The sequence below is a fragment of the Vibrio sp. STUT-A16 genome, from assembly GCF_026000495.1.
GTDB classification, from domain to species: Bacteria; Pseudomonadota; Gammaproteobacteria; order Enterobacterales; family Vibrionaceae; genus Vibrio; species Vibrio diabolicus.
The window spans coordinates 2,033,744-2,051,031 of record NZ_AP026765.1 but is presented as its reverse complement, the minus strand read 5'-3'; the positions used below and the strand labels follow the sequence as shown (position 1 = coordinate 2,051,031).

At 43.7% G+C, this 17,288-nt stretch carries 18 protein-coding genes and 2 tRNA genes; 14 read left to right on the top strand and 6 right to left on the bottom strand.

Annotation, left to right across the window (positions count from 1 at the left end; all coding sequences use genetic code 11):
* Positions 1-142: 142 nt before the first annotated feature.
* Complete coding sequence (locus OO778_RS09880; protein ID WP_237309954.1) at positions 143-1,753, bottom strand: peptide ABC transporter substrate-binding protein; 1,611 nt, start codon at positions 1,751-1,753, stop codon at positions 143-145.
* Positions 1,754-2,014: 261 nt separating this feature from the next.
* Positions 2,015-3,121, bottom strand: coding sequence for a M20/M25/M40 family metallo-hydrolase (locus tag OO778_RS09875; protein ID WP_258616392.1), 1,107 nt, complete (start codon positions 3,119-3,121; stop codon positions 2,015-2,017).
* 539 nt (positions 3,122-3,660) lie between these two features.
* Between OO778_RS09875 and hppD the strand changes: the two genes are divergently transcribed.
* The 8 genes from hppD (at position 3,661) to OO778_RS09835 (ending at position 9,275) form a co-directional block, all read left to right on the top strand.
* A complete protein-coding gene (gene hppD, locus OO778_RS09870; protein WP_005377835.1) occupies positions 3,661-4,734 on the top strand; it encodes a 4-hydroxyphenylpyruvate dioxygenase in 1,074 nt (357 codons plus the stop codon).
* Positions 4,727-5,857 (top strand): homogentisate 1,2-dioxygenase, encoded by a 1,131-nt coding sequence (locus OO778_RS09865; protein ID WP_005388948.1) that lies wholly within the window; start codon positions 4,727-4,729, stop codon positions 5,855-5,857. Before hppD ends, OO778_RS09865 begins: the two co-directional genes overlap by 8 nt.
* 9 nt (positions 5,858-5,866) lie before the next feature.
* The gene (locus OO778_RS09860; RefSeq protein ID WP_203342355.1) at positions 5,867-6,904 is read left to right on the top strand and encodes a fumarylacetoacetate hydrolase family protein; all 1,038 of its coding nucleotides are present in this window, start codon (positions 5,867-5,869) and stop codon (positions 6,902-6,904) included.
* A gap of 21 nt (positions 6,905-6,925) precedes the next feature.
* Complete coding sequence (gene maiA, locus OO778_RS09855; protein ID WP_258616388.1) at positions 6,926-7,594, top strand: maleylacetoacetate isomerase; 669 nt, start codon at positions 6,926-6,928, stop codon at positions 7,592-7,594.
* A 195-nt stretch (positions 7,595-7,789) separates the two neighbouring features.
* Entirely contained in the window at positions 7,790-8,449 is a 660-nt protein-coding gene (locus tag OO778_RS09850) for a DUF2726 domain-containing protein (protein WP_104971617.1), read from the top strand.
* Between the two features lie 120 nt (positions 8,450-8,569).
* Positions 8,570-8,908 (top strand): hypothetical protein, encoded by a 339-nt coding sequence (locus OO778_RS09845; protein WP_005377830.1) that lies wholly within the window; start codon positions 8,570-8,572, stop codon positions 8,906-8,908.
* A 179-nt stretch (positions 8,909-9,087) separates the two neighbouring features.
* Positions 9,088-9,164, top strand: a tRNA-Val gene (locus tag OO778_RS09840).
* A 34-nt stretch (positions 9,165-9,198) separates the two neighbouring features.
* A tRNA-Val gene (locus tag OO778_RS09835) sits at positions 9,199-9,275 on the top strand.
* Positions 9,276-9,413: 138 nt separating this feature from the next.
* On the opposite strand, the gene OO778_RS09830 is transcribed toward OO778_RS09835, so the two are convergent.
* The gene (locus OO778_RS09830; RefSeq protein WP_074191235.1) at positions 9,414-9,710 is read right to left on the bottom strand and encodes a YkgJ family cysteine cluster protein; all 297 of its coding nucleotides are present in this window, start codon (positions 9,708-9,710) and stop codon (positions 9,414-9,416) included.
* Between the two features lie 222 nt (positions 9,711-9,932).
* Complete coding sequence (locus OO778_RS09825) at positions 9,933-10,379, bottom strand: DUF3291 domain-containing protein (protein WP_005393454.1); 447 nt, start codon at positions 10,377-10,379, stop codon at positions 9,933-9,935.
* 387 nt (positions 10,380-10,766) lie between these two features.
* Between OO778_RS09825 and OO778_RS09820 the strand changes: the two genes are divergently transcribed.
* The gene (locus OO778_RS09820; RefSeq protein WP_006741617.1) at positions 10,767-12,263 is read left to right on the top strand and encodes an EAL domain-containing protein; all 1,497 of its coding nucleotides are present in this window, start codon (positions 10,767-10,769) and stop codon (positions 12,261-12,263) included.
* 175 nt (positions 12,264-12,438) lie between these two features.
* On the opposite strand, the gene OO778_RS09815 is transcribed toward OO778_RS09820, so the two are convergent.
* Positions 12,439-13,326 (bottom strand): DMT family transporter, encoded by an 888-nt coding sequence (locus OO778_RS09815; protein ID WP_005393452.1) that lies wholly within the window; start codon positions 13,324-13,326, stop codon positions 12,439-12,441.
* Positions 13,327-13,436: 110 nt separating this feature from the next.
* On the opposite strand from OO778_RS09815, the gene OO778_RS09810 reads away from it, so the two are divergent.
* The 5 genes from OO778_RS09810 to OO778_RS09790 all read left to right on the top strand — a co-directional run bounded on the left by OO778_RS09810 (position 13,437) and on the right by OO778_RS09790 (position 16,152).
* Positions 13,437-13,919: a MarR family transcriptional regulator gene (locus OO778_RS09810; protein WP_005393451.1), complete on the top strand. Its 483-nt coding sequence runs from the start codon at positions 13,437-13,439 to the stop codon at positions 13,917-13,919.
* Positions 13,920-13,943: 24 nt separating this feature from the next.
* The gene (locus tag OO778_RS09805; RefSeq protein WP_005393450.1) at positions 13,944-14,297 is read left to right on the top strand and encodes an MmcQ/YjbR family DNA-binding protein; all 354 of its coding nucleotides are present in this window, start codon (positions 13,944-13,946) and stop codon (positions 14,295-14,297) included.
* Positions 14,298-14,374: 77 nt separating this feature from the next.
* Positions 14,375-14,809: an Mpo1-like protein gene (locus OO778_RS09800; protein WP_012841889.1), complete on the top strand. Its 435-nt coding sequence runs from the start codon at positions 14,375-14,377 to the stop codon at positions 14,807-14,809.
* A gap of 208 nt (positions 14,810-15,017) precedes the next feature.
* Positions 15,018-15,329, top strand: coding sequence for a hypothetical protein (locus OO778_RS09795; RefSeq protein WP_005393448.1), 312 nt, complete (start codon positions 15,018-15,020; stop codon positions 15,327-15,329).
* A 208-nt stretch (positions 15,330-15,537) separates the two neighbouring features.
* Complete coding sequence (locus tag OO778_RS09790; protein ID WP_203346403.1) at positions 15,538-16,152, top strand: sugar O-acetyltransferase; 615 nt, start codon at positions 15,538-15,540, stop codon at positions 16,150-16,152.
* Between the two features lie 44 nt (positions 16,153-16,196).
* Here OO778_RS09790 and OO778_RS09785 read toward each other — a convergent pair whose 3' ends face one another.
* Entirely contained in the window at positions 16,197-17,288 is a 1,092-nt protein-coding gene (locus tag OO778_RS09785; protein ID WP_257890167.1) for a sulfate ABC transporter permease, read from the bottom strand.

Below are 17,288 nucleotides of genomic sequence, written 5' to 3'. Positions count from 1 at the left end.
CCATCATCCTTTGGTCATCCGAAATCACTTCGAACGGTTATGAATAAAAAAATGGCCTGAGCTCAGGTTGCCTTCTCCACCGAGAGATATGAGGAACGGCAAGTAAACATTGAACTTGCCGACTCAGACCGAAAACATGCTTTTAGTGGGCTTTTACATAGACATTCTTGCGGTAGTACGACGACTCAGGGTTTGTCAGTTCGTAGCCGCCCACGTAAGGCTTGATGAGGTATTGATCGTTACCCGGACGATAAATAGGAATAATGGCCATGTCTTCAATCAGCATGCTTTCTGCTTGTAGATACAGTTCTGATGGGTTGCTCATGGTCTTTGAGCGAGCCATTAACTCGTCGTATTGCGGGTTGTTATAACGAGAATCGTTGTACTCGCCACTAGAAACGAAGATATCCAACCATGTAGAGGCTTCATTGTAGTCGGCCGTCCAGCCGCCGCGAGTAATGTCGGTCGGCTCTTTAAGTGCGTAGAACACTTTCGGTTCTAGCTGTTTTATCGTGACTTGCGCACCCAATCGGCTTTTCCACATGCCTGCCATGGTGGTTGCCATTTTTACGTCCATCGAGAAAGTTGGTACGGTAAACGTTAACTTAAGCGGATTGCTTTTATCGTATCCAGCTTCTGACAGTAATTGCTGCGCTTTTTCGATACGTTTATGGCGGTTCCAAGTTGCGAACTCAGGAGTGTGAGATTTAAAACCATCTGTTTGAGGGGGCACAAGGGTATACATTGGAACCCCACCGTTTCTCAAGATAGCACTCGTTAACAGTTGACGGTCAATGGCATATGAGAGGGCTTTACGGACCCGCACGTCTTTTGTTGGTCCTTGTTGAGTGTTGAGGTAATAGAATGTGGAACCAAGAGACGCACTGGTGCTTGCCACTTCTTGTGGGCGTTGTTGAATTAACTTTTTCTTCTGAGCGGCAGGAATGGAAACCGCTTGGTCTATCTCACCGGCTAGGTAGCGGTTTAGCACTACATTTGCATCACCAATTGGTAGCCAGGTGACTTTTTCCAGTACTACATTGCTTGCGTCCCAATAATGTGGGTTTTTAACCATCACTAGTTTTTCGTTAACTTTCCATTCAGAGACAGTAAACGCCCCATTTGTAACGATATGCTCAGGCTGGGTCCAACGGTTGCCATGTTTTTCAACGGTCGCTTTATGAACGGGTGCAAGCACTGGATGACTTAATAGTTTCGTAAAGAAGGGAATCGGCTCTTCGAGTGTTACCTGGAACGTTGTTTCATCCAGCGCCTTCACGCCCAAAGACTCGGGTTCTGCTTCGCCCTTCATAATGGCTTGTGAGTTTGCGATATTTGGAATGGCCGCAAACCAAGCGTACGGTGAAGCAGTGCTCGGATTCAGTAAGCGTTGCCAGCTGTAGACAAAATCTTGCGCAGTGACCGTTTCGCCATTTGACCATTTTGCATCACGTAAGTGGAAGGTATAAACCGTATTGTTGTCATTGACTGACCAAGACTCAGCAACACCAGGAATGGTTTTACCTTGCTTATCTTGAATGACCAGGCCTTCAAATAGGTCTCGACCGAGATTAAAAGCGGGCTCTGCGGCTTGCTTGGCTGGGTCAATAGAAGTAACTTCAGCCCCATTGTTTAGCGTAATTTCTTGTGTCTCATCGAGGGTCACACCTGCGGGATACGGCGCGGCATAGCTTGATGTTGCCAGTATTGGGCTCATCATCGATGCTAACAGAAGCAACTTAGGTAATTTCATCCTTGTCTCACTCTTTTCATCCTGAAAGATGCTAGAAATGTATATTGTATAAATTGTCCACACAATCGAGTTTTAACAATGTTGTAACAGGGTGCCAAATGTTGGGCTATTTGGTATCAAAAAGTGAGCTGGGGGGATTGATATGGAGCTGGTGCTAAGTCTGCATTACGGGGTAGGCTTTGTTTCGCGCAAATAAAAAATCCCCTTCAAGCGCGCGCTAAAAGGGGAGGGTAGTTCGTCTGCTCTTCAAAAGGTACGACGTTAACTGACTAGGAAATGTTTTACGAACTCAGTGATTTTGACCATATCACTTACCGCGATAAACTCTTCTGTCGTGTGTACTTTTGCCATGCCAGTTGAAAGATTGACCGTTGTGAGACCTTTCTTGTTAAAGTTGTTAGCATCGCTACCGCCGCCAGTGCCTTTTGTGAAAGCCTCAATTCCCAACTCTGCAAACGCCGCTTTTATAGCGCTAACGTGTGGGTGGTTTTCTTCAATAACAAATGCATCGTAGGCTCGGCTAGATTCAATGTCGACTTCTGCACTGTGTTTTTCACAGACAGACTCTAATGTTGAGATCATATGATTGACCTGAGCATCTAGTTTATCGCCATTCAGTGAGCGTGCTTCTGCCACGATTTTTAATTCAGGCATGACAATGTTTGTGGCCTGACCGCCATTCACTATACCGATGTTGGCTGTCGTTTCTTCGTCGATGCGAAGCAGCTTCATTTGGTTGATAGCATCTGCCGCCACCATGATCGCACTGATGCCTTCTTCTGGCGCAAGCCCTGCATGTGCTGGTCGACCTTTGATTGTTGCCACGATTTTTTGCTGGCCTGGGGCTGCGGTCACAATAGTGCCAATAGGACCACCCGTATCTAACACGATTGCTTCCGTTGAAGTGACGTGTGACATATCGAAGTATTGTGAACCGAATAAACCGCCTTCTTCATACACGGTAAAAGCAAGCTCTAACGTTTTGTGCTCAAGGTTGTCCGCTTGAATACAACGAACGGCTTCCATGATGGCAGCAATACCAGATTTATCATCGCCACCAAGAATCGTATTGCCTTTTGAACGGATAACGCCGTCTTCGATGATTGGCTCAATGCCAATACCTGGAGTGACCGTATCCATATGACAGCTCATTAGGATTGAGCCGTCTTTTTTGCCTTCTAAACGAGCGTACACGTTAAAGCCGTTAGAAATGTGCTCAGGCACTGGAAGCTTGTGCACGGTAAAGCCTAGCTCGCCTAGCTGTTCTGCCAGTGTTTCTGCAATTTGTTTTTCGTTTTTTGATTCGCTGTCGATACGTACTAGTTGGCAAAAGTGTTCAACTAGGCGTTCTTGATTGATGTGTGTCATTAGATGTCTCTTTTTCTGATCGAGCGTGAAGCACTGTGGCTAGGGCTCGATAGGGAACAGAGCACCACTTATGGCACAGTTACTTTTGAATAAAACTGAGGTGAATCAATAAAGGGGTATCCATGACACGATTCTGACCGATGAGCCTTTCGAACTGTATGAAGCGTCACGAAACATTACTTTTGATGTTTTGCAGGAGCAAATGAATAAATCGGATAGAGATAGGGTGCAATAGATTTTCCATCCCCTTTTACTTTTTGAGTTACGTTGCCAAGATAAAATGCCAAAGTAACAACTTATTTACATTTTATATCTTGGCGTAAAGCCGAAAATATCAATCTAATGTATTGAAAATAAGCAGTTTATTTGATGTTTACGAAAGTGGATTCGACGCGCCTCTTGCGTGTAACATATATTTTACAATTATGCGTAAAAATCGCCAAGGTAAAGATTTCTCCCAACGTATTCCAATTTCTCAAGACCTGCGCCAAGTTAGAAAAATAAGTCCAAACAAAAGCTACTGAGACAAGGAGAAAGTCATGGTTGATGCATATAACCCACTAGGAACAGACGGATTTGAGTTTGTTGAATATACCGCTGCTGACAACAAAGGCATTCAACAGCTTAAAGATCTGTTTATATCGTTAGGTTTTGCGGAAATTGCAAAGCATCGCTCAAAAGAAGCGTGGTTATATCGACAAGGTGACATTAGCTTTATTGTGAATGCGCAGCCGCATAGCCAAGCTGAGGGATTCGCCAAAGTTCACGGTCCGTCGGTTTGTGGCATGGCATTTCGTGTGAAAGACGCGACCGTTGCTCTGGCGCATGCGTTAGAGAATGGCGGTAAAGAATATAAAACGGAAATTGGGCCGATGGAGCTTAGCATTCCTGCTATTTATGGCATCGGTGAAAGCTTGCTTTATTTTGTCGATCGTTATGGAAAGCAGAGCATCTATGATGTCGATTTTCGTTTTTATGATGATGCTGATGAGCGTTTATCAAAAGCGAATGTTGGTCTTTACGAAATCGACCACTTAACGCACAACGTTAAGCAAGGCAACATGGATGTCTGGTCTGGTTTCTATGAGCGCATTGGTAACTTCCGCGAAATTCGTTATTTCGATATCGAAGGTAAGCTGACTGGTCTTGTCAGCCGCGCGATGACCGCACCTTGCGGCAAAATCCGAATTCCTATCAATGAGTCGTCAGATGATAAATCACAGATTGAAGAGTTTATCCGTGAATACAATGGCGAAGGCATTCAACATATCGCATTGACCACAGACGACATCTACGAAACGGTCAAAACATTGCGTGAGCGAGGCATGGACTTTATGCCAACGCCAGATACTTATTACGAGAAAGTCGATCAGCGTGTTGAAGGCCACGGTGAAGATGTAAGCAAGCTTCGTGATTTGCAGATTCTTATTGATGGTGCGCCAACGAAAGATGGCATCTTGCTACAAATCTTTACTCAAACCGTTATCGGCCCTGTGTTCTTCGAAATCATCCAACGTAAAGGCAATGAAGGCTTTGGCGAGGGTAACTTCAAAGCGTTGTTTGAATCGATAGAAGAAGACCAAATTCGCCGAGGAGTATTGAGCGATGCATAAATGGATCACATTCCCTCACCGGGAGGGAGTGTGCTCTAAACAAGCGCATGCTGACTTCCCGGAAGAGGCAATTTATGAACGTGAGGCAGGTCGAAGTGGTTTTTTTGGCCCCGCAACACATTTTCATCATCAACATGCCCCAACGGGATGGTCTGAGTGGGAGGGCGAGCTACGTCCACGAGCGTTCGATTTTAATCTAGTCGAGAAAGCCAGCCATATTACCCCTTGGGCAGTCCCGCATCTATTACACAACGCAAATTGTAAAGTTCGTGTCTGGCGTATGGATGAAAAAATGGACTTCTTGGTGAGAAACGCTGATGGCGACGAACTGCTATTCATCCACCAAGGTACGGCAGATCTGTATTGTGATTATGGTCATTTGAAAGTGAGCGAAGGGGATTATGTCATGATCCCACGCTCAACGAGCTGGCGTTTAGAGCCAAGCGAGCCGATGTTCATTTTGATGATCGAAAACACCGATGCGGCCTATACATTGCCCGAAAAAGGCATGGTTGGAAACCACGCGGTGTTTGATCCGGCGGTTTTAGAAACGCCGTCGATCAACGATCAGTTCCGTGCTCAATATTCTGAGAATCAAACACAGGTTCAGGTGAAACGCCACGATAAAGTCAGTGTTATCACTTACCCATTCAACCCGTTGGATGCGATTGGCTGGCATGGTGATTTGGCGGTGGTAAAAGTGAATTGGCGTGATATTCGTCCACTTATGTCACATCGTTACCACTTACCGCCTTCTGCACATACTACATTTGTAGGAGCAGGATTTGTGGTGTGTACCTTCGTTCCTCGTCCAATTGAAAGTGATCCTGGAGCGCTCAAGGTACCGTTCTATCACAACAATGACGATTATGACGAAGTCTTGTTCTACCATGCAGGTGACTTCTTTAGTCGTGACAACATTGAAGCAGGCATGGTGACATTCCATCCAGCAGGATTTACGCATGGTCCTCACCCGAAAGCATTCAAAGCAGGGCGAGAGCACAAGAAGACTTTTACCGACGAAGTTGCGGTCATGATCGATACGCGTCACGCACTTCAGTTTTCGGATGAGCTGGAAAAAGTAGAAAACAAAGAATACGTCTATAGCTGGCAAGAGAAGTAAGAGGCAAGGATGAAATTAGCAACCAAGAAAAATGGCACTCGTGACGGTTTGTTGATGGTCGTGAGCAAAGACTTAACGCGCTGCGTACCTGCGACAGAAATTTTCCACCCCATGAACTTAGCACCGACGATGCAGGTGGCACTTGATAACTGGGATACGCTAGCACCGCAATTGGAAGAGCTATACGTTGCACTGAACAATGGCACGGTTGCAGGGTATGAAGAGTTTGAAGCGCACTACTGTGAGTCGCCGCTTCCTCGCGCTTATCAGTGGGCTGATGGCAGTGCTTACGTAAACCACGTTGAGTTGGTTCGAAAAGCTCGCGGCGCTGAAATGCCAGAGAGTTTTTGGACGGATCCGTTGATGTACCAAGGAGGCTCTGATGCCTTTATTGGTCCTTGTGACAACATCGAGTTTGCCAGTGATGAATGGGGTATTGATTTCGAAGGCGAAGTTGCTGTGGTAACTGGTGACGTGCCAATGGGCGCAAGTGTTGCAGAGGCTCAGGAGTCGATTCGTTTGATCATGCTGGTGAATGATGTCTCACTGCGTGGCCTAATTCCGGCAGAGTTAGCTAAAGGGTTTGGTTTTTTCCAATCTAAACCTTCTTCTGCGTTTTCTCCTGTGGCAGTAACACCTGACGAACTCGGCGAAGCGTGGTACGAAAACAAAGTGCATTTACCATTGGTCTCGACCTACAACCACAAGCCGTTTGGTCGCCCGAATGCGGGTATCGATATGACGTTTGATTTTGCAGACTTAATTGTTCATGCGACTAAAACGCGCCCGCTATCCGCTGGGGCGATTATTGGCTCAGGTACGGTATCCAACAAGCAAGGCACCGAACATGGCACTTCGATTGAGGAGGGTGGTGTTGGTTATTCATGTATCGCGGAAGTTCGCATGATTGAAACCATTCGTGATGGTAAACCGTCGACTAACTTCATGTCGTTTGGCGACTCAATCAAACTGGAAATGTTCGATGCGGATGGCAACAACATCTTTGGCTCGATTGACCAACAAGTTAGTCAATATCTCAAGCATTAAGAGCGCCAGTTGGGAGACGATATGAGCGATAGCATGGTTTTGTACGGATACTGGCGGTCATCGGCGGCGTATCGTGTGCGTATTTGTTTGAATCTTAAAGAGTTGTCGTATGATTCAAAATCGGTACACTTGGTACGCAATGGTGGCGAACAACACAGTGACGAGTACCATGAGTTAAACGCTTCTGAACTGGTTCCTGTGCTGGTGGATGGGGAGGTTCAGCTAACCCAGTCACTGGCCATCATTCAATACTTAGAAGAACACTATCCGGATGTCACTGTGATCCCCGAGCAAACGCCGCTTCGATATCAAGCACTAGCTTTGGCTCAGGATATTGCAATAGAGATTCATCCCCTGAATAACTTGAGAGTTCTACAGTATTTAGAGGGGGAGTTAGCTTGCGAGCCAGAGCGCAAAGTCGCTTGGATTCATTACTGGATTCACAAAGGTTTTACAGCATTAGAAGAGAAACTTCAGAAGCATCGTAAACTAAATGGTGATTGTAAGTTTAGCCTGACAAGCTCGCCATCTATTGTCGATATTTGTCTGGTACCACAATTTTATAACGCACAACGCTTTGGTGTAGATACTTCTCTTTATCCAACCATTAACGCGGTTGTGCAGTCATGCAATCAACTGCCTGCTTTTATTGATGCGATGCCAGAGAATCAGCCAGACGCTAATAGTTGATTCTTAGCATCATAATGTATTAACAAAAATTTAAACGAGCCAATCCAAGTGTGTGATTGGCTCGTTTTTATTGGGGAGTCAAATTTTCTTTATCACGATATCGTAGTGGCTCCTCAAAATTGCGAGGTTTTGTTGCTCTGCATAGCATTTCCATTTACGCTTTGAGCAACGAGTTGTTTTGGATGCACTTTATTTATGACCAACATTTTTATCATTGTTGTTCTTCTGGTTTTATTCTTCTTTGTTATTCAAAAGTACGTGATTAAGCACGACGACACGCGTGATTATCCTTATCGCTCGAAAGGTCCTCTGCTCAGAGGTCAAGAGGGTGCGTTCTATAATGCGTTAAGAGCGGCGGTAGGGGAGCATGCCGTAGTATTCGCGAAAGTAAACATGTCCAGTTTGGTTACGCCAAAAGAAATCAAAAATAAGAAGCAGTTTTTTGTCGCGAACAATCGCATATCTCGAAGTTATTTTGATTACGTTATTTGTGATCCTAGGACGCTAGAGCCGCGTGTGATCGTTGAATTGGATAACGGGCAAGAGTTAAGCAAGGGCAAGGTAGAAAGACAAAAGTTACTGATTCATGTTTGTAAGACGGCCAACCTGCCTTTAATCGGCGCTTCTGTAAAGCACAGTTATCAAGTCGGGCGATTACGTCGTTTGCTTGCTGCACACATTGATTTGATTGAGCCTGACAAGGAAGTACGCTTTTGTAAAAAATGCGGCAGTCCGATGATCATTAAAACCGCAAGCCAAGGTGAATTCAAAGGTCGACGCTTCTTTACTTGCAGCCGCCAACCAAATTGTACTTACACCGAGAATTACAATGTGGTGTTTGATTCGGACGACTAAAGACGACAGTTGAACAGCAAAACGGATGAGGCTTTGATTCGAGATAATCAAAGCCTTTTTTGTCTCAGTCCCCAAGGCAAGACCTATACTTTGAAAAAGAGTGCAGAATAGGGAAGCCATATGCGATACGGATGGATTTTGTCAGCGTTGTTCATCGCATCTAATGTTAGTGCGATACCTAATTTGAAACCACTGGAGTGTGAGTTAACGGAGACACCCCAAGATCATTTCTTGTTTTACCGAGAGCAAATGGTTTACCACAGTGAGCAGTTTGTTATATTTCAAAACTTCAAAGGCAGGGTGAGCACTCAAGTGGACGTCAAAACAGGAGAGTTGATCCGTACAACCTATATCGGCGAACCATTTAAACCTAAATATCAGATTTTGTTTGGTACTTGCCCTAAGGTATCGCAAACCTTACAGATTTGGATGCTCAGTGAAGTGCCTTACGACAATTAAGTGAGATAATAAAAGTTATATAGATCACACTTTTAAACCCAGCAGGCTCAGTCCTTGTCGATAAAATCATCTGAAAACGCGTGTTGAGTTTACATTTTCGCCAAACGGTTCAAAGTTGGTAAATTTGTGCTTGCACCGTCGTTCGCTTATAGCTAATATCCTCGTCGTTCCAGAGAAATGCGTCCGTAGCTCAGCTGGTTAGAGTATCGCCTTGACATGGCGGGGGTCGGTGGTTCGAGTCCACTCGGACGCACCATTCTGAATTGAATGGATAGGAACATAAAAAATTTGGGTCCGTAGCTCAGTTGGTTAGAGTACTACCTTGACATGGTAGGGGTCGGCGATTCGAGTTCGCCCGGACCCACCAAATTTTAGAAAAAGCCCACCAAACGGTGGGCTTTTTTGTATCCATAATTTGTTGATACTCAGATTTAAACACCTTATTTTTCCTTTGCACACCCTCTACAAATACTCCGCATTGCCATCAGTGTAAATTTGAGTGGTTTTACAAGAATTTAACTCGCTCATCTAAACATTCATTGGAGCCCATTTCGAATTCGCGGCAAATCCAAGGCCTATTTTCGTAAATCGTACACATTAATGTGTCTCTGTCTAAAGCTGCACACCAACCATCATTTAGCCGCATCATTGTTTCGCCTCCATACTGGTCACGCGCAATAAACTCTTCAGGTACGCCAGTATCTGAAATAATCATAACCTCGAGACGGCAACAACAAGCCTTACAGTTAGAGCAAGATACATCAGAGGGCAGGGGAGAGGGAGTCTTAGTTGGTATAATCATGAATAACTACAATTTGGTCAATTGTGCATGGTACCGTAAATTTAGCACGAATGAACTTTATTTCTAAATAGAACACCCTATTAACGATAAACCAAGTGAACGCATTTTATGCGTTCACTTGCCCGCCTTTCCGAGTAAGTCGGTAGAACTGACAGTGATTCACACCAATTAACCTTATAGTCAGTGTAAATTTGAACGCCGATTCTTTGGCATACGTGTACTTTACACAAGATCTGCTTCTGTAAAGTTTGTTTTAAATGTGAAAGCAAATGGCGTATCTCCGTTTTCGCGCAAATGCTGAAGGCGTAACAAGGCTTCTTGTGGTGTTGGTATATAACCGTCTTCTACCCACCACAGAACATAGCTATCCTCCGCTAGACGATGAAACCATTCGCTTTTTCGGCGCATAAAATCTCTATGACCGGTACGAAACATAAAGTTTTTAAGTGAGTCAGTACTTTCCCAAATAGACATGTTTACAATCATGTTCGGGTCATCAAATAATTTAATGCTTGTTGCATCACCGGAGTCGTCTTTTAGACGCCAGATAAAGCCTTCACTTTCTTCAGCTATACCATTAATTAAGTCCAAATTGTCTACGAAATCTTTAATTTCTGGTGCATCCAAAGGATATTTAGCAAGCGCAATATTTAATTGAGCTAATTTCATTTCATGACCCTCCCTGGTCGATAAGCCTATAATGCTGGTAAAAGCTCTAAGTAGCTTTTCCTATTTTATCATGCAGTGTGTTGCTAGTGCCTTCAAAGGTCAATTAGAAAGTTAGTGACTGTGGCGAGTCATTGGATGGCAAAAAAGTCGTTTTATACATTGGTTATGTTGAGCATAAGCCCCTCTTTTCTCGCGATTATCGTCGGTAAGTCTCACTCAAGAGAGTTGCTATCTTGGATATGCAGCAGTACTCTCATTTTCTGTGGCAAGCCTTGCGCTTCTATACTTCTTATTGAGATTCGATCCTCACTTTTTGGTGTGTGAACGTGAGATAGTGTTCATGTCACTCTTTAATTTAAGTTGTTTGGCTGAACGTTAGGAGGAACTTTGATTACAAAGATAACAAGAAATGCCATTTTGCTTGGCCTAGTTCCCATTGCAGTTTTTGTTGTGGCTTTTAATTCAATAGCCAATTTTTACATCAGCTATATCAAAGAGACTAAAATAGACACCTATGTCGATTATTTACACCAACGATCCATGTATTTGGATGAGGCGATTGTAAAGCAGGTTTCGCAGTTAGATTTCACGTGCAGTAATAGTGATGTTAGAACATTACGCGACCCACGTTTTTATAATCGTTACATCCGTTTTATTGCGATGGAAACGAATGACGGTAAAACATGCTCCACGATTGGTCGCGAAGTATCTCATTTATCCAATGCGCAACGATTTCAGCTTGGCGAAAACTTTTTTGTATCACTTATTTTACCGGAACACCAAGATCAAGTTGAGTGGATGGTCATTTATGAAAATGAACATGTCGAAGTTATCTGGGTTCTCGATAATAGTTGGGTTAAAGAAGTGATCAAAACGCCTTGTGAAGACTGTTTGTTCGTCGAGTTTATATATGATGAGCCTGTATTTGGAGATTTAACAATAAGTCGAGGAAAACCAGCCATTGCAGCAGAAGAAGCGGCAGTTTCAAAGGAGTTATTCTTCTCGGCTGATTCTCAAGCCAATATGCTCATCAAAATACACAGTGGCGAGAAACTGAAGAGCTATGCTCAGGAAAGAGTCTTTCTATGGGGAGGCCTAGTCAGTGTGCTTATGGGGCTGGCTTTTGCGTTTGTATATGTGTCCAGTAAGAGCTTGAGAAAGTCTATCAAAGGCTTGATCCAGAATGGGATTAATAATGCGGAATTTGTCCCTTATTACCAAGCGATTGTCGATAGCCGTGATGGTGCGACAGTGGGGTATGAAGCACTGATTCGGTGGTCTCGTCGTGAGGGTATGGTGTCGCCAAACATGTTCATTGGCGCTGCAGAAGAAAGTGGTCTGATTGTCCCAATGACGAATCAGCTTATTCGTAAAATCATACAAGATCTTAGTGTATTGCCTGAGCATGTGTGGGTCAGCATCAATATTGTTTCTTCCCATTTAGAATCAGGTGAACTCACTAAGTTACTGTCAGAACTGAATTGGCCATGTCCGAAGAGAGTGCATTTTGAGTTGACCGAGCGAATTCCTGTAAAAGATACAGAGGCAGCGAAAAAAGAGATTTTGTATCTGGCGAATAAAGGCTACAAGTTCAAAATTGACGATTTTGGGACTGGGTATGGCGGCTTTTCTTATTTGCAAGATCTGGGTATCCGATGCTTAAAAGTGGATAAGATGTTCATCGATCCAATAGGCTCTGATGACCAAAAATTGAAAGTGTTAGATTCTATTGTCTCGGCAGCAAAGAAAGCGGAATGTGAGATGATTGCAGAAGGTGTAGAGAGCGAGGCTCAAGTCGCGTATTTGGCTCAGCATTCTATTTACCTTATTCAAGGGTATGTCTACGCTAAACCAGAGCCTATTAACAACCTTGTGATGACTTAAAGCAAGGCATAATGGGGCGTATTCATTATTAAAGGTGTCTTTCGGCACCTTTTTTATTTTACTGAACCTTTTGGGGTTCACTGTTCCATAAAAAACCTGTTGAAGTCTTAGAATTCAAACAGAGTTTACAGAGAATATGAACGCCCGATTTTAGCATCGGGCGTTAGGATTTTACTTAGGAAGAAAGGGCGGCTTTTTTAGTTTTTAATGAAGCGATCAATTGAGGGAGCAATGACATAACAATCATCCCTAGCATCAAGCTGTATTGGAGAGGGGTGAAAGTCTCACCTAATAGCAGCAAACCTGACACAATGCCCGCAACGGGGTTGGCAATGCCACCAAAAGTAAAGTCAACGACCGACATACGCTGCAATAGCCAAACATACATGCCGTAGCCTAATGCAGTGTTCAGAATGATCACCCACAGCAGCCCAAGGGTGTTCGTCATTGATAAGTTTTGAATGGCTGTAACGTATGGCTCTGGATTGTTTATTGCTAGCACGCTTGTTGCGACAGACATAATCACACCACCCAAAATGAGCTGCCATGTTAATACTGTCCACCAATGCATTTTCGTTCCTAGTGATTTCGTTACGCTACTGCCTACCACAATACACATGATGGCGGAGATCATCGCCAGCAAACCCATAGGGTTGAGCGAAATAGAACTAGGATCAAATAAGAACCAAGCCAAAGCAATCAAAGTCGCTCCACTTATTGCCTGTATTGCGCTTGGCTGGCGCTTATAGACTGCCCAGCCAAACAGCATCGCAAAAACGGGCACTGATACCATACCTACACCTGAGATCGCAGAAGGAAGCGTCAACGCCATGACAAAAATGAGACCAAAGAAGCAAGCGATGTTGATAGTTCCTAAAACAAGCAGCACTTTCCATTCACTCTTTTTCGGGAAAGATGGCTTTATTGCGAGCAACAAAAGACCCGCAGGCAATGCTCTTAGCGCACCAAGTAAAACGGGAGGCCAGTCCGGAAGCGTAAACTGAGTAACAGCATAAGTTGTCCCCCAAAAAAAAGCCGGGATCATTGCAAGCAAAATATTCATGTTAAATATCTTTACGTTGAGATAATTAATTGTAAAGATATCGGTAAGGTTACTTTTTGTAAAGTATCTTTATGTTAAAATAAAAATTAAATGACGTTTGGAGAGAAACCATGGACGCAATTGATAGAGTGGTAGAGCAGTGGGCTAAGGAGAAGCCAGAGCTCGACACTGAACCGATGGCAATTATGGGTCGGCTAATGCGAATTGCTAAGCACATGGAGTGTCGGGTCGCTGACCTACATAAGAAGTACGATCTTAAGATGGGTGAATTTGATGTGTTGGCGACACTTCGCCGAGCAGGTTCACCATATTGCCTTACTCCCTCAGCGCTAATTGATTCGATGATGCTCACTTCGGGCGCGATGACGAACCGATTAGATAAACTCGAGAAGAAAGGCTTTATTACCAGAACACACAGTAAAGAAGATAGACGCAGTGTCACCGTTGAGTTAACTGAAAAGGGCTTAACCTTAATTGACAAGTTGATCTTAGAGCATGTGGACGTTCAGCAATCGCTGCTACATGGTTTAGAAGGCAATGAGAAAGCGCAGGTTAACCAGGCGTTAAGACTACTATTGCCTTTGTTTGAGTAAAAGATACAGGAAGGGTGGGACGGAATGAGAAGCAAAGAGTTAGAAGGTTATTTAAGTACCTTTATGTGTGCGGAGAGTGATTTCCCATTTGGGCCAGAAGCGCTTGTATACAAAATCAAAGGTAAAATGTTTGCGATTATTGCAGAGAGAAACGGTCGGGAGTATGTCAGCGTAAAAGTAAAACCAGAAGATGGAGAAGTCTTAACATCGCAGTTTACGGACATCACTCCTGGTTATCACCTAAATAAGCGTCACTGGATAACGGTTTATTTTAATGGTGATGTGGAAGATGGATTGATTCAGGATTTATGTGAACGCTCTTATACTCTCGTCGTTGCCAAACTACCAAAAGTGCAACGAGCATTGCTTGGTCAGTAATAGCTATTACAGAAAAATTCGCACCTTTTCCATCCTCAAGCTATATAAGAATAAGTAGGCGGAAAAGTAGGAATGATATGCGAGCATTATCTGAATGGCTAAAAGAATATGGGGAGAGCCATCAAAACCCCATCAACCAAAAGATTCACACAATCGCAGTTCCGGGTATTTACCTATCTGTGGTCGGTCTAATTTGGTCAATTCCTCAAATCTCCATCTTGGGTTTCGAGTTTAACTGGGTCTGGATTGCTGTCATACCGGTATGGGTTTTCTATTTTCGTTTGTCTCTCAGCGTCTTTATGATGATGTTAGGGTATACATTAGCGTGCATCGGCCTGATATGGTCTTTGGAGGTATTGGCGCTGCCCGTACTGCATATTTCGATGCTCCTATTCGGTGTCCTGTGGATCTTGCAGTTCATTGGTCACAAAATAGAAGGGAAGAAACCGTCTTTTTTCGAAGATTTGCAGTTTCTTCTTATTGGTCCAATTTGGGTGTTCCGAAAACATTAACTCACTCCGTAATTAACAAGCTGATATCTCTCTGTATTGCACGATCATGCTAGCGTCCATAAGGTCGTAAAATGCGCAGCATGATGTGCCGCTTTCTCATTGCCATGACAAGCATTCGCTTCTGATTCACACTATCATTAGAGTGCAGCTAAAGCCGTTACTTTGCCTGAATGTTTGTGGCTAGTGACATTGTCACTTGGGGGGATGAATGTACGACCGACAACATAAATATGCCTATTGGCGAGAAGAGCGTAAAAAAGGCAAATGGCATTACATCATGAAGTCTTTTTTTATGATTTGTTGCGCACTATTGCTTGGTAAAGTCATTGGTTTATTCATTTTTGGTGAGCTGCACTCCTTGAGTGATATTTTGGAGCAACTGCCCGCGGATCTTTTTATCATGATGCTAGTGGGCTTCCCGGTTAGTGTTATCGGCTGGTATCACGAGGAGTCGAAGTTTTTCCGAGCGTTACGACGTAAAGAAAAGCGCTTGAAAATGAATCGAGATAAACAAAGCTAACTCTGCATCGATCTTTGTGTTATTTAATCGTCTGATTCACATATTTCTTTCAAGTTATTCGGTATTTTGCGTTAGGCCTCGCAAGCATGTCATTAAACTTATTGTAAAAAACGACATCATGCATTCTGTTAGCCAATCTTGACAGGAACTCGTATTGCGAGGTGTTCCAGCAGCCTGAAGCTACTGGGCAGATAGAACGGAGGATATTATGGATAGTGAATCAATGCTTCATAGTCAGAAAATATATTTTTGTAATGATGAAGCGTTAGTCGAGCAGCAAACACAGTGTTTAGAAGTTCTTTACGATTACAATCAAACTCGGCCTTCTGAATCTGAAAAGCGTACAGAAATATTACGACGCTTGCTCGGCGCCGTTGGTGACAACTGCTATTTTGAGCCGCCGCTTCGGGCGAATTGGGGGAGGCATACATACGTTGGTGATAACGTGTATACAAACTTTAACTTAACCCTAGTCGATGATACGTATATCTACATTGGCAATAGTGTCATGATTGGGCCCAATGTGACACTAGCAACGGCAGGCCATCCGGTTGAACCGGAGCTCAGAAGAGAAGTTGCGCAATTCAATATCCCTATTCATATTGGTGATAATGTATGGATCGGCGCTAACTCAGTGGTATTGCCTGGCGTCAAGATTGGAGAAAACAGCGTAATTGGTGCTGGTAGCGTGGTAACGAAAGATATACCAAGTAATGTTGTTGCGGTAGGGAACCCGTGTCGTGTATTGCGAGAGATAGGCGAACATGACAAAGAATTCTATTACAAAGAGCGTCAAATCACGCACAACATGTATCAACGATAACAAAGGTAAATGCCCATGGTTTATACGGTGTCAGTATAGAAAAGTTAAAAAACGAAATTTAACATCAGGGTGTAAAGATTGGCGCTGTTATCTTCTGGTATCGATGAAAACGCGCCAGTATCGTTATTGTGGGCGTTAAACTTTTGCCATTCAGCATTCAGTGACACGTTATAATCTAGGTCGTATCTCACCCCAAACAGATAGCTGTCCCCATTCTTTGTATCACTGCTATTAAACTGCTGGCCGTAAACTATGTAGGGGGTCAATTTATTCACGTTGTAACTCGTTGTTGCGTACCAAGAGGAGGAAATGTTGCTGGTTTGTCCTTCCGCCATTATCACAACGTTATCAAGCTCATACCTTACTCCTAGAGAAAACTGGTCAATCGTATTGCCTTTTTCTTTTAGAACCAAACGGTCAATTAACATGGTTCCCCCTTCAGGTGTGGATTGCTTGGTGTTGGAGAGAACCGTAGTTTGGTCATAGTCGCCATGTAGATAAGATAAGTTTAAACGGTAGGCATTTCCGCTGAGTGTTAAGTTTATTCCGGCTGTGTTGTCTGATTCGATCTTCAGTTCAGTGTCTTCGTTGAGGGTGACATCACTGCTGTCTTTAAACCCTATAAACGGCATTGCAGTAAGCATGATTTGCTCATTGAGGTCGTGATTCCAGCGAATGGATAAACCATTGTAAGCGGTGATGCCTAATATGCTGTCATACACTTCATTTGGTGGTCGAGCTTGGGTAAAAGCGTGACCGACATAATTATACTCAGACATCAAAAACAGCGGCAGCCTCAATCGTCCCCCGCGTATCTCTATATTTTTATAGGTATAAGCTAAATATGCCCACTCTAATTGGGGCGAGCTCCAATGATCTTGCGGACGCTTGACTACTTGTGCGGATGCTCGAAATGCCTTGTAAAAGTAATCAAGCTGCAGGCCGAAGGTTGTGTCACAATCGTAGCAGGCTTCATCATGAATAAAGCGGTTGACGAGAACCGTTGTAGAGTTATCGGACTTAGACCAAGATGTCGAACCAAAGCCACTCAAAGACAGGTGATCTGATAACTCAATGGTGGCTAAGCTCGGAAAGGCGACAATACTCAGTGATAACATGGTCAAATATTTTTTCAT

Coding starts and splice junctions, on each gene's coding strand:
- OO778_RS09825 (WP_005393454.1), bottom strand. CDS start 10,379: ATGAAATTAGCTCAATTAAATATTGCGCTTGCTAAATATCCTTTGGAT.
- OO778_RS09805 (WP_005393450.1), top strand. CDS start 13,944: ATGAGAAGCAAAGAGTTAGAAGGTTATTTAAGTACCTTTATGTGTGCG.
- OO778_RS09875 (WP_258616392.1), bottom strand. CDS start 3,121: ATGACACACATCAATCAAGAACGCCTAGTTGAACACTTTTGCCAACTA.
- OO778_RS09785 (WP_257890167.1), bottom strand. CDS start 17,288: ATGAAAAAATATTTGACCATGTTATCACTGAGTATTGTCGCCTTTCCG.
- OO778_RS09830 (WP_074191235.1), bottom strand. CDS start 9,710: ATGATTATACCAACTAAGACTCCCTCTCCCCTGCCCTCTGATGTATCT.
- OO778_RS09860 (WP_203342355.1), top strand. CDS start 5,867: ATGAAATTAGCAACCAAGAAAAATGGCACTCGTGACGGTTTGTTGATG.
- OO778_RS09815 (WP_005393452.1), bottom strand. CDS start 13,326: ATGAATATTTTGCTTGCAATGATCCCGGCTTTTTTTTGGGGGACAACT.
- OO778_RS09865 (WP_005388948.1), top strand. CDS start 4,727: ATGCATAAATGGATCACATTCCCTCACCGGGAGGGAGTGTGCTCTAAA.
- OO778_RS09795 (WP_005393448.1), top strand. CDS start 15,018: ATGTACGACCGACAACATAAATATGCCTATTGGCGAGAAGAGCGTAAA.
- hppD (WP_005377835.1), top strand. CDS start 3,661: ATGGTTGATGCATATAACCCACTAGGAACAGACGGATTTGAGTTTGTT.
- OO778_RS09790 (WP_203346403.1), top strand. CDS start 15,538: ATGGATAGTGAATCAATGCTTCATAGTCAGAAAATATATTTTTGTAAT.
- OO778_RS09880 (WP_237309954.1), bottom strand. CDS start 1,753: ATGAAATTACCTAAGTTGCTTCTGTTAGCATCGATGATGAGCCCAATA.
- OO778_RS09800 (WP_012841889.1), top strand. CDS start 14,375: ATGCGAGCATTATCTGAATGGCTAAAAGAATATGGGGAGAGCCATCAA.
- OO778_RS09850 (WP_104971617.1), top strand. CDS start 7,790: ATGACCAACATTTTTATCATTGTTGTTCTTCTGGTTTTATTCTTCTTT.
- maiA (WP_258616388.1), top strand. CDS start 6,926: ATGAGCGATAGCATGGTTTTGTACGGATACTGGCGGTCATCGGCGGCG.
- OO778_RS09845 (WP_005377830.1), top strand. CDS start 8,570: ATGCGATACGGATGGATTTTGTCAGCGTTGTTCATCGCATCTAATGTT.
- OO778_RS09810 (WP_005393451.1), top strand. CDS start 13,437: ATGGACGCAATTGATAGAGTGGTAGAGCAGTGGGCTAAGGAGAAGCCA.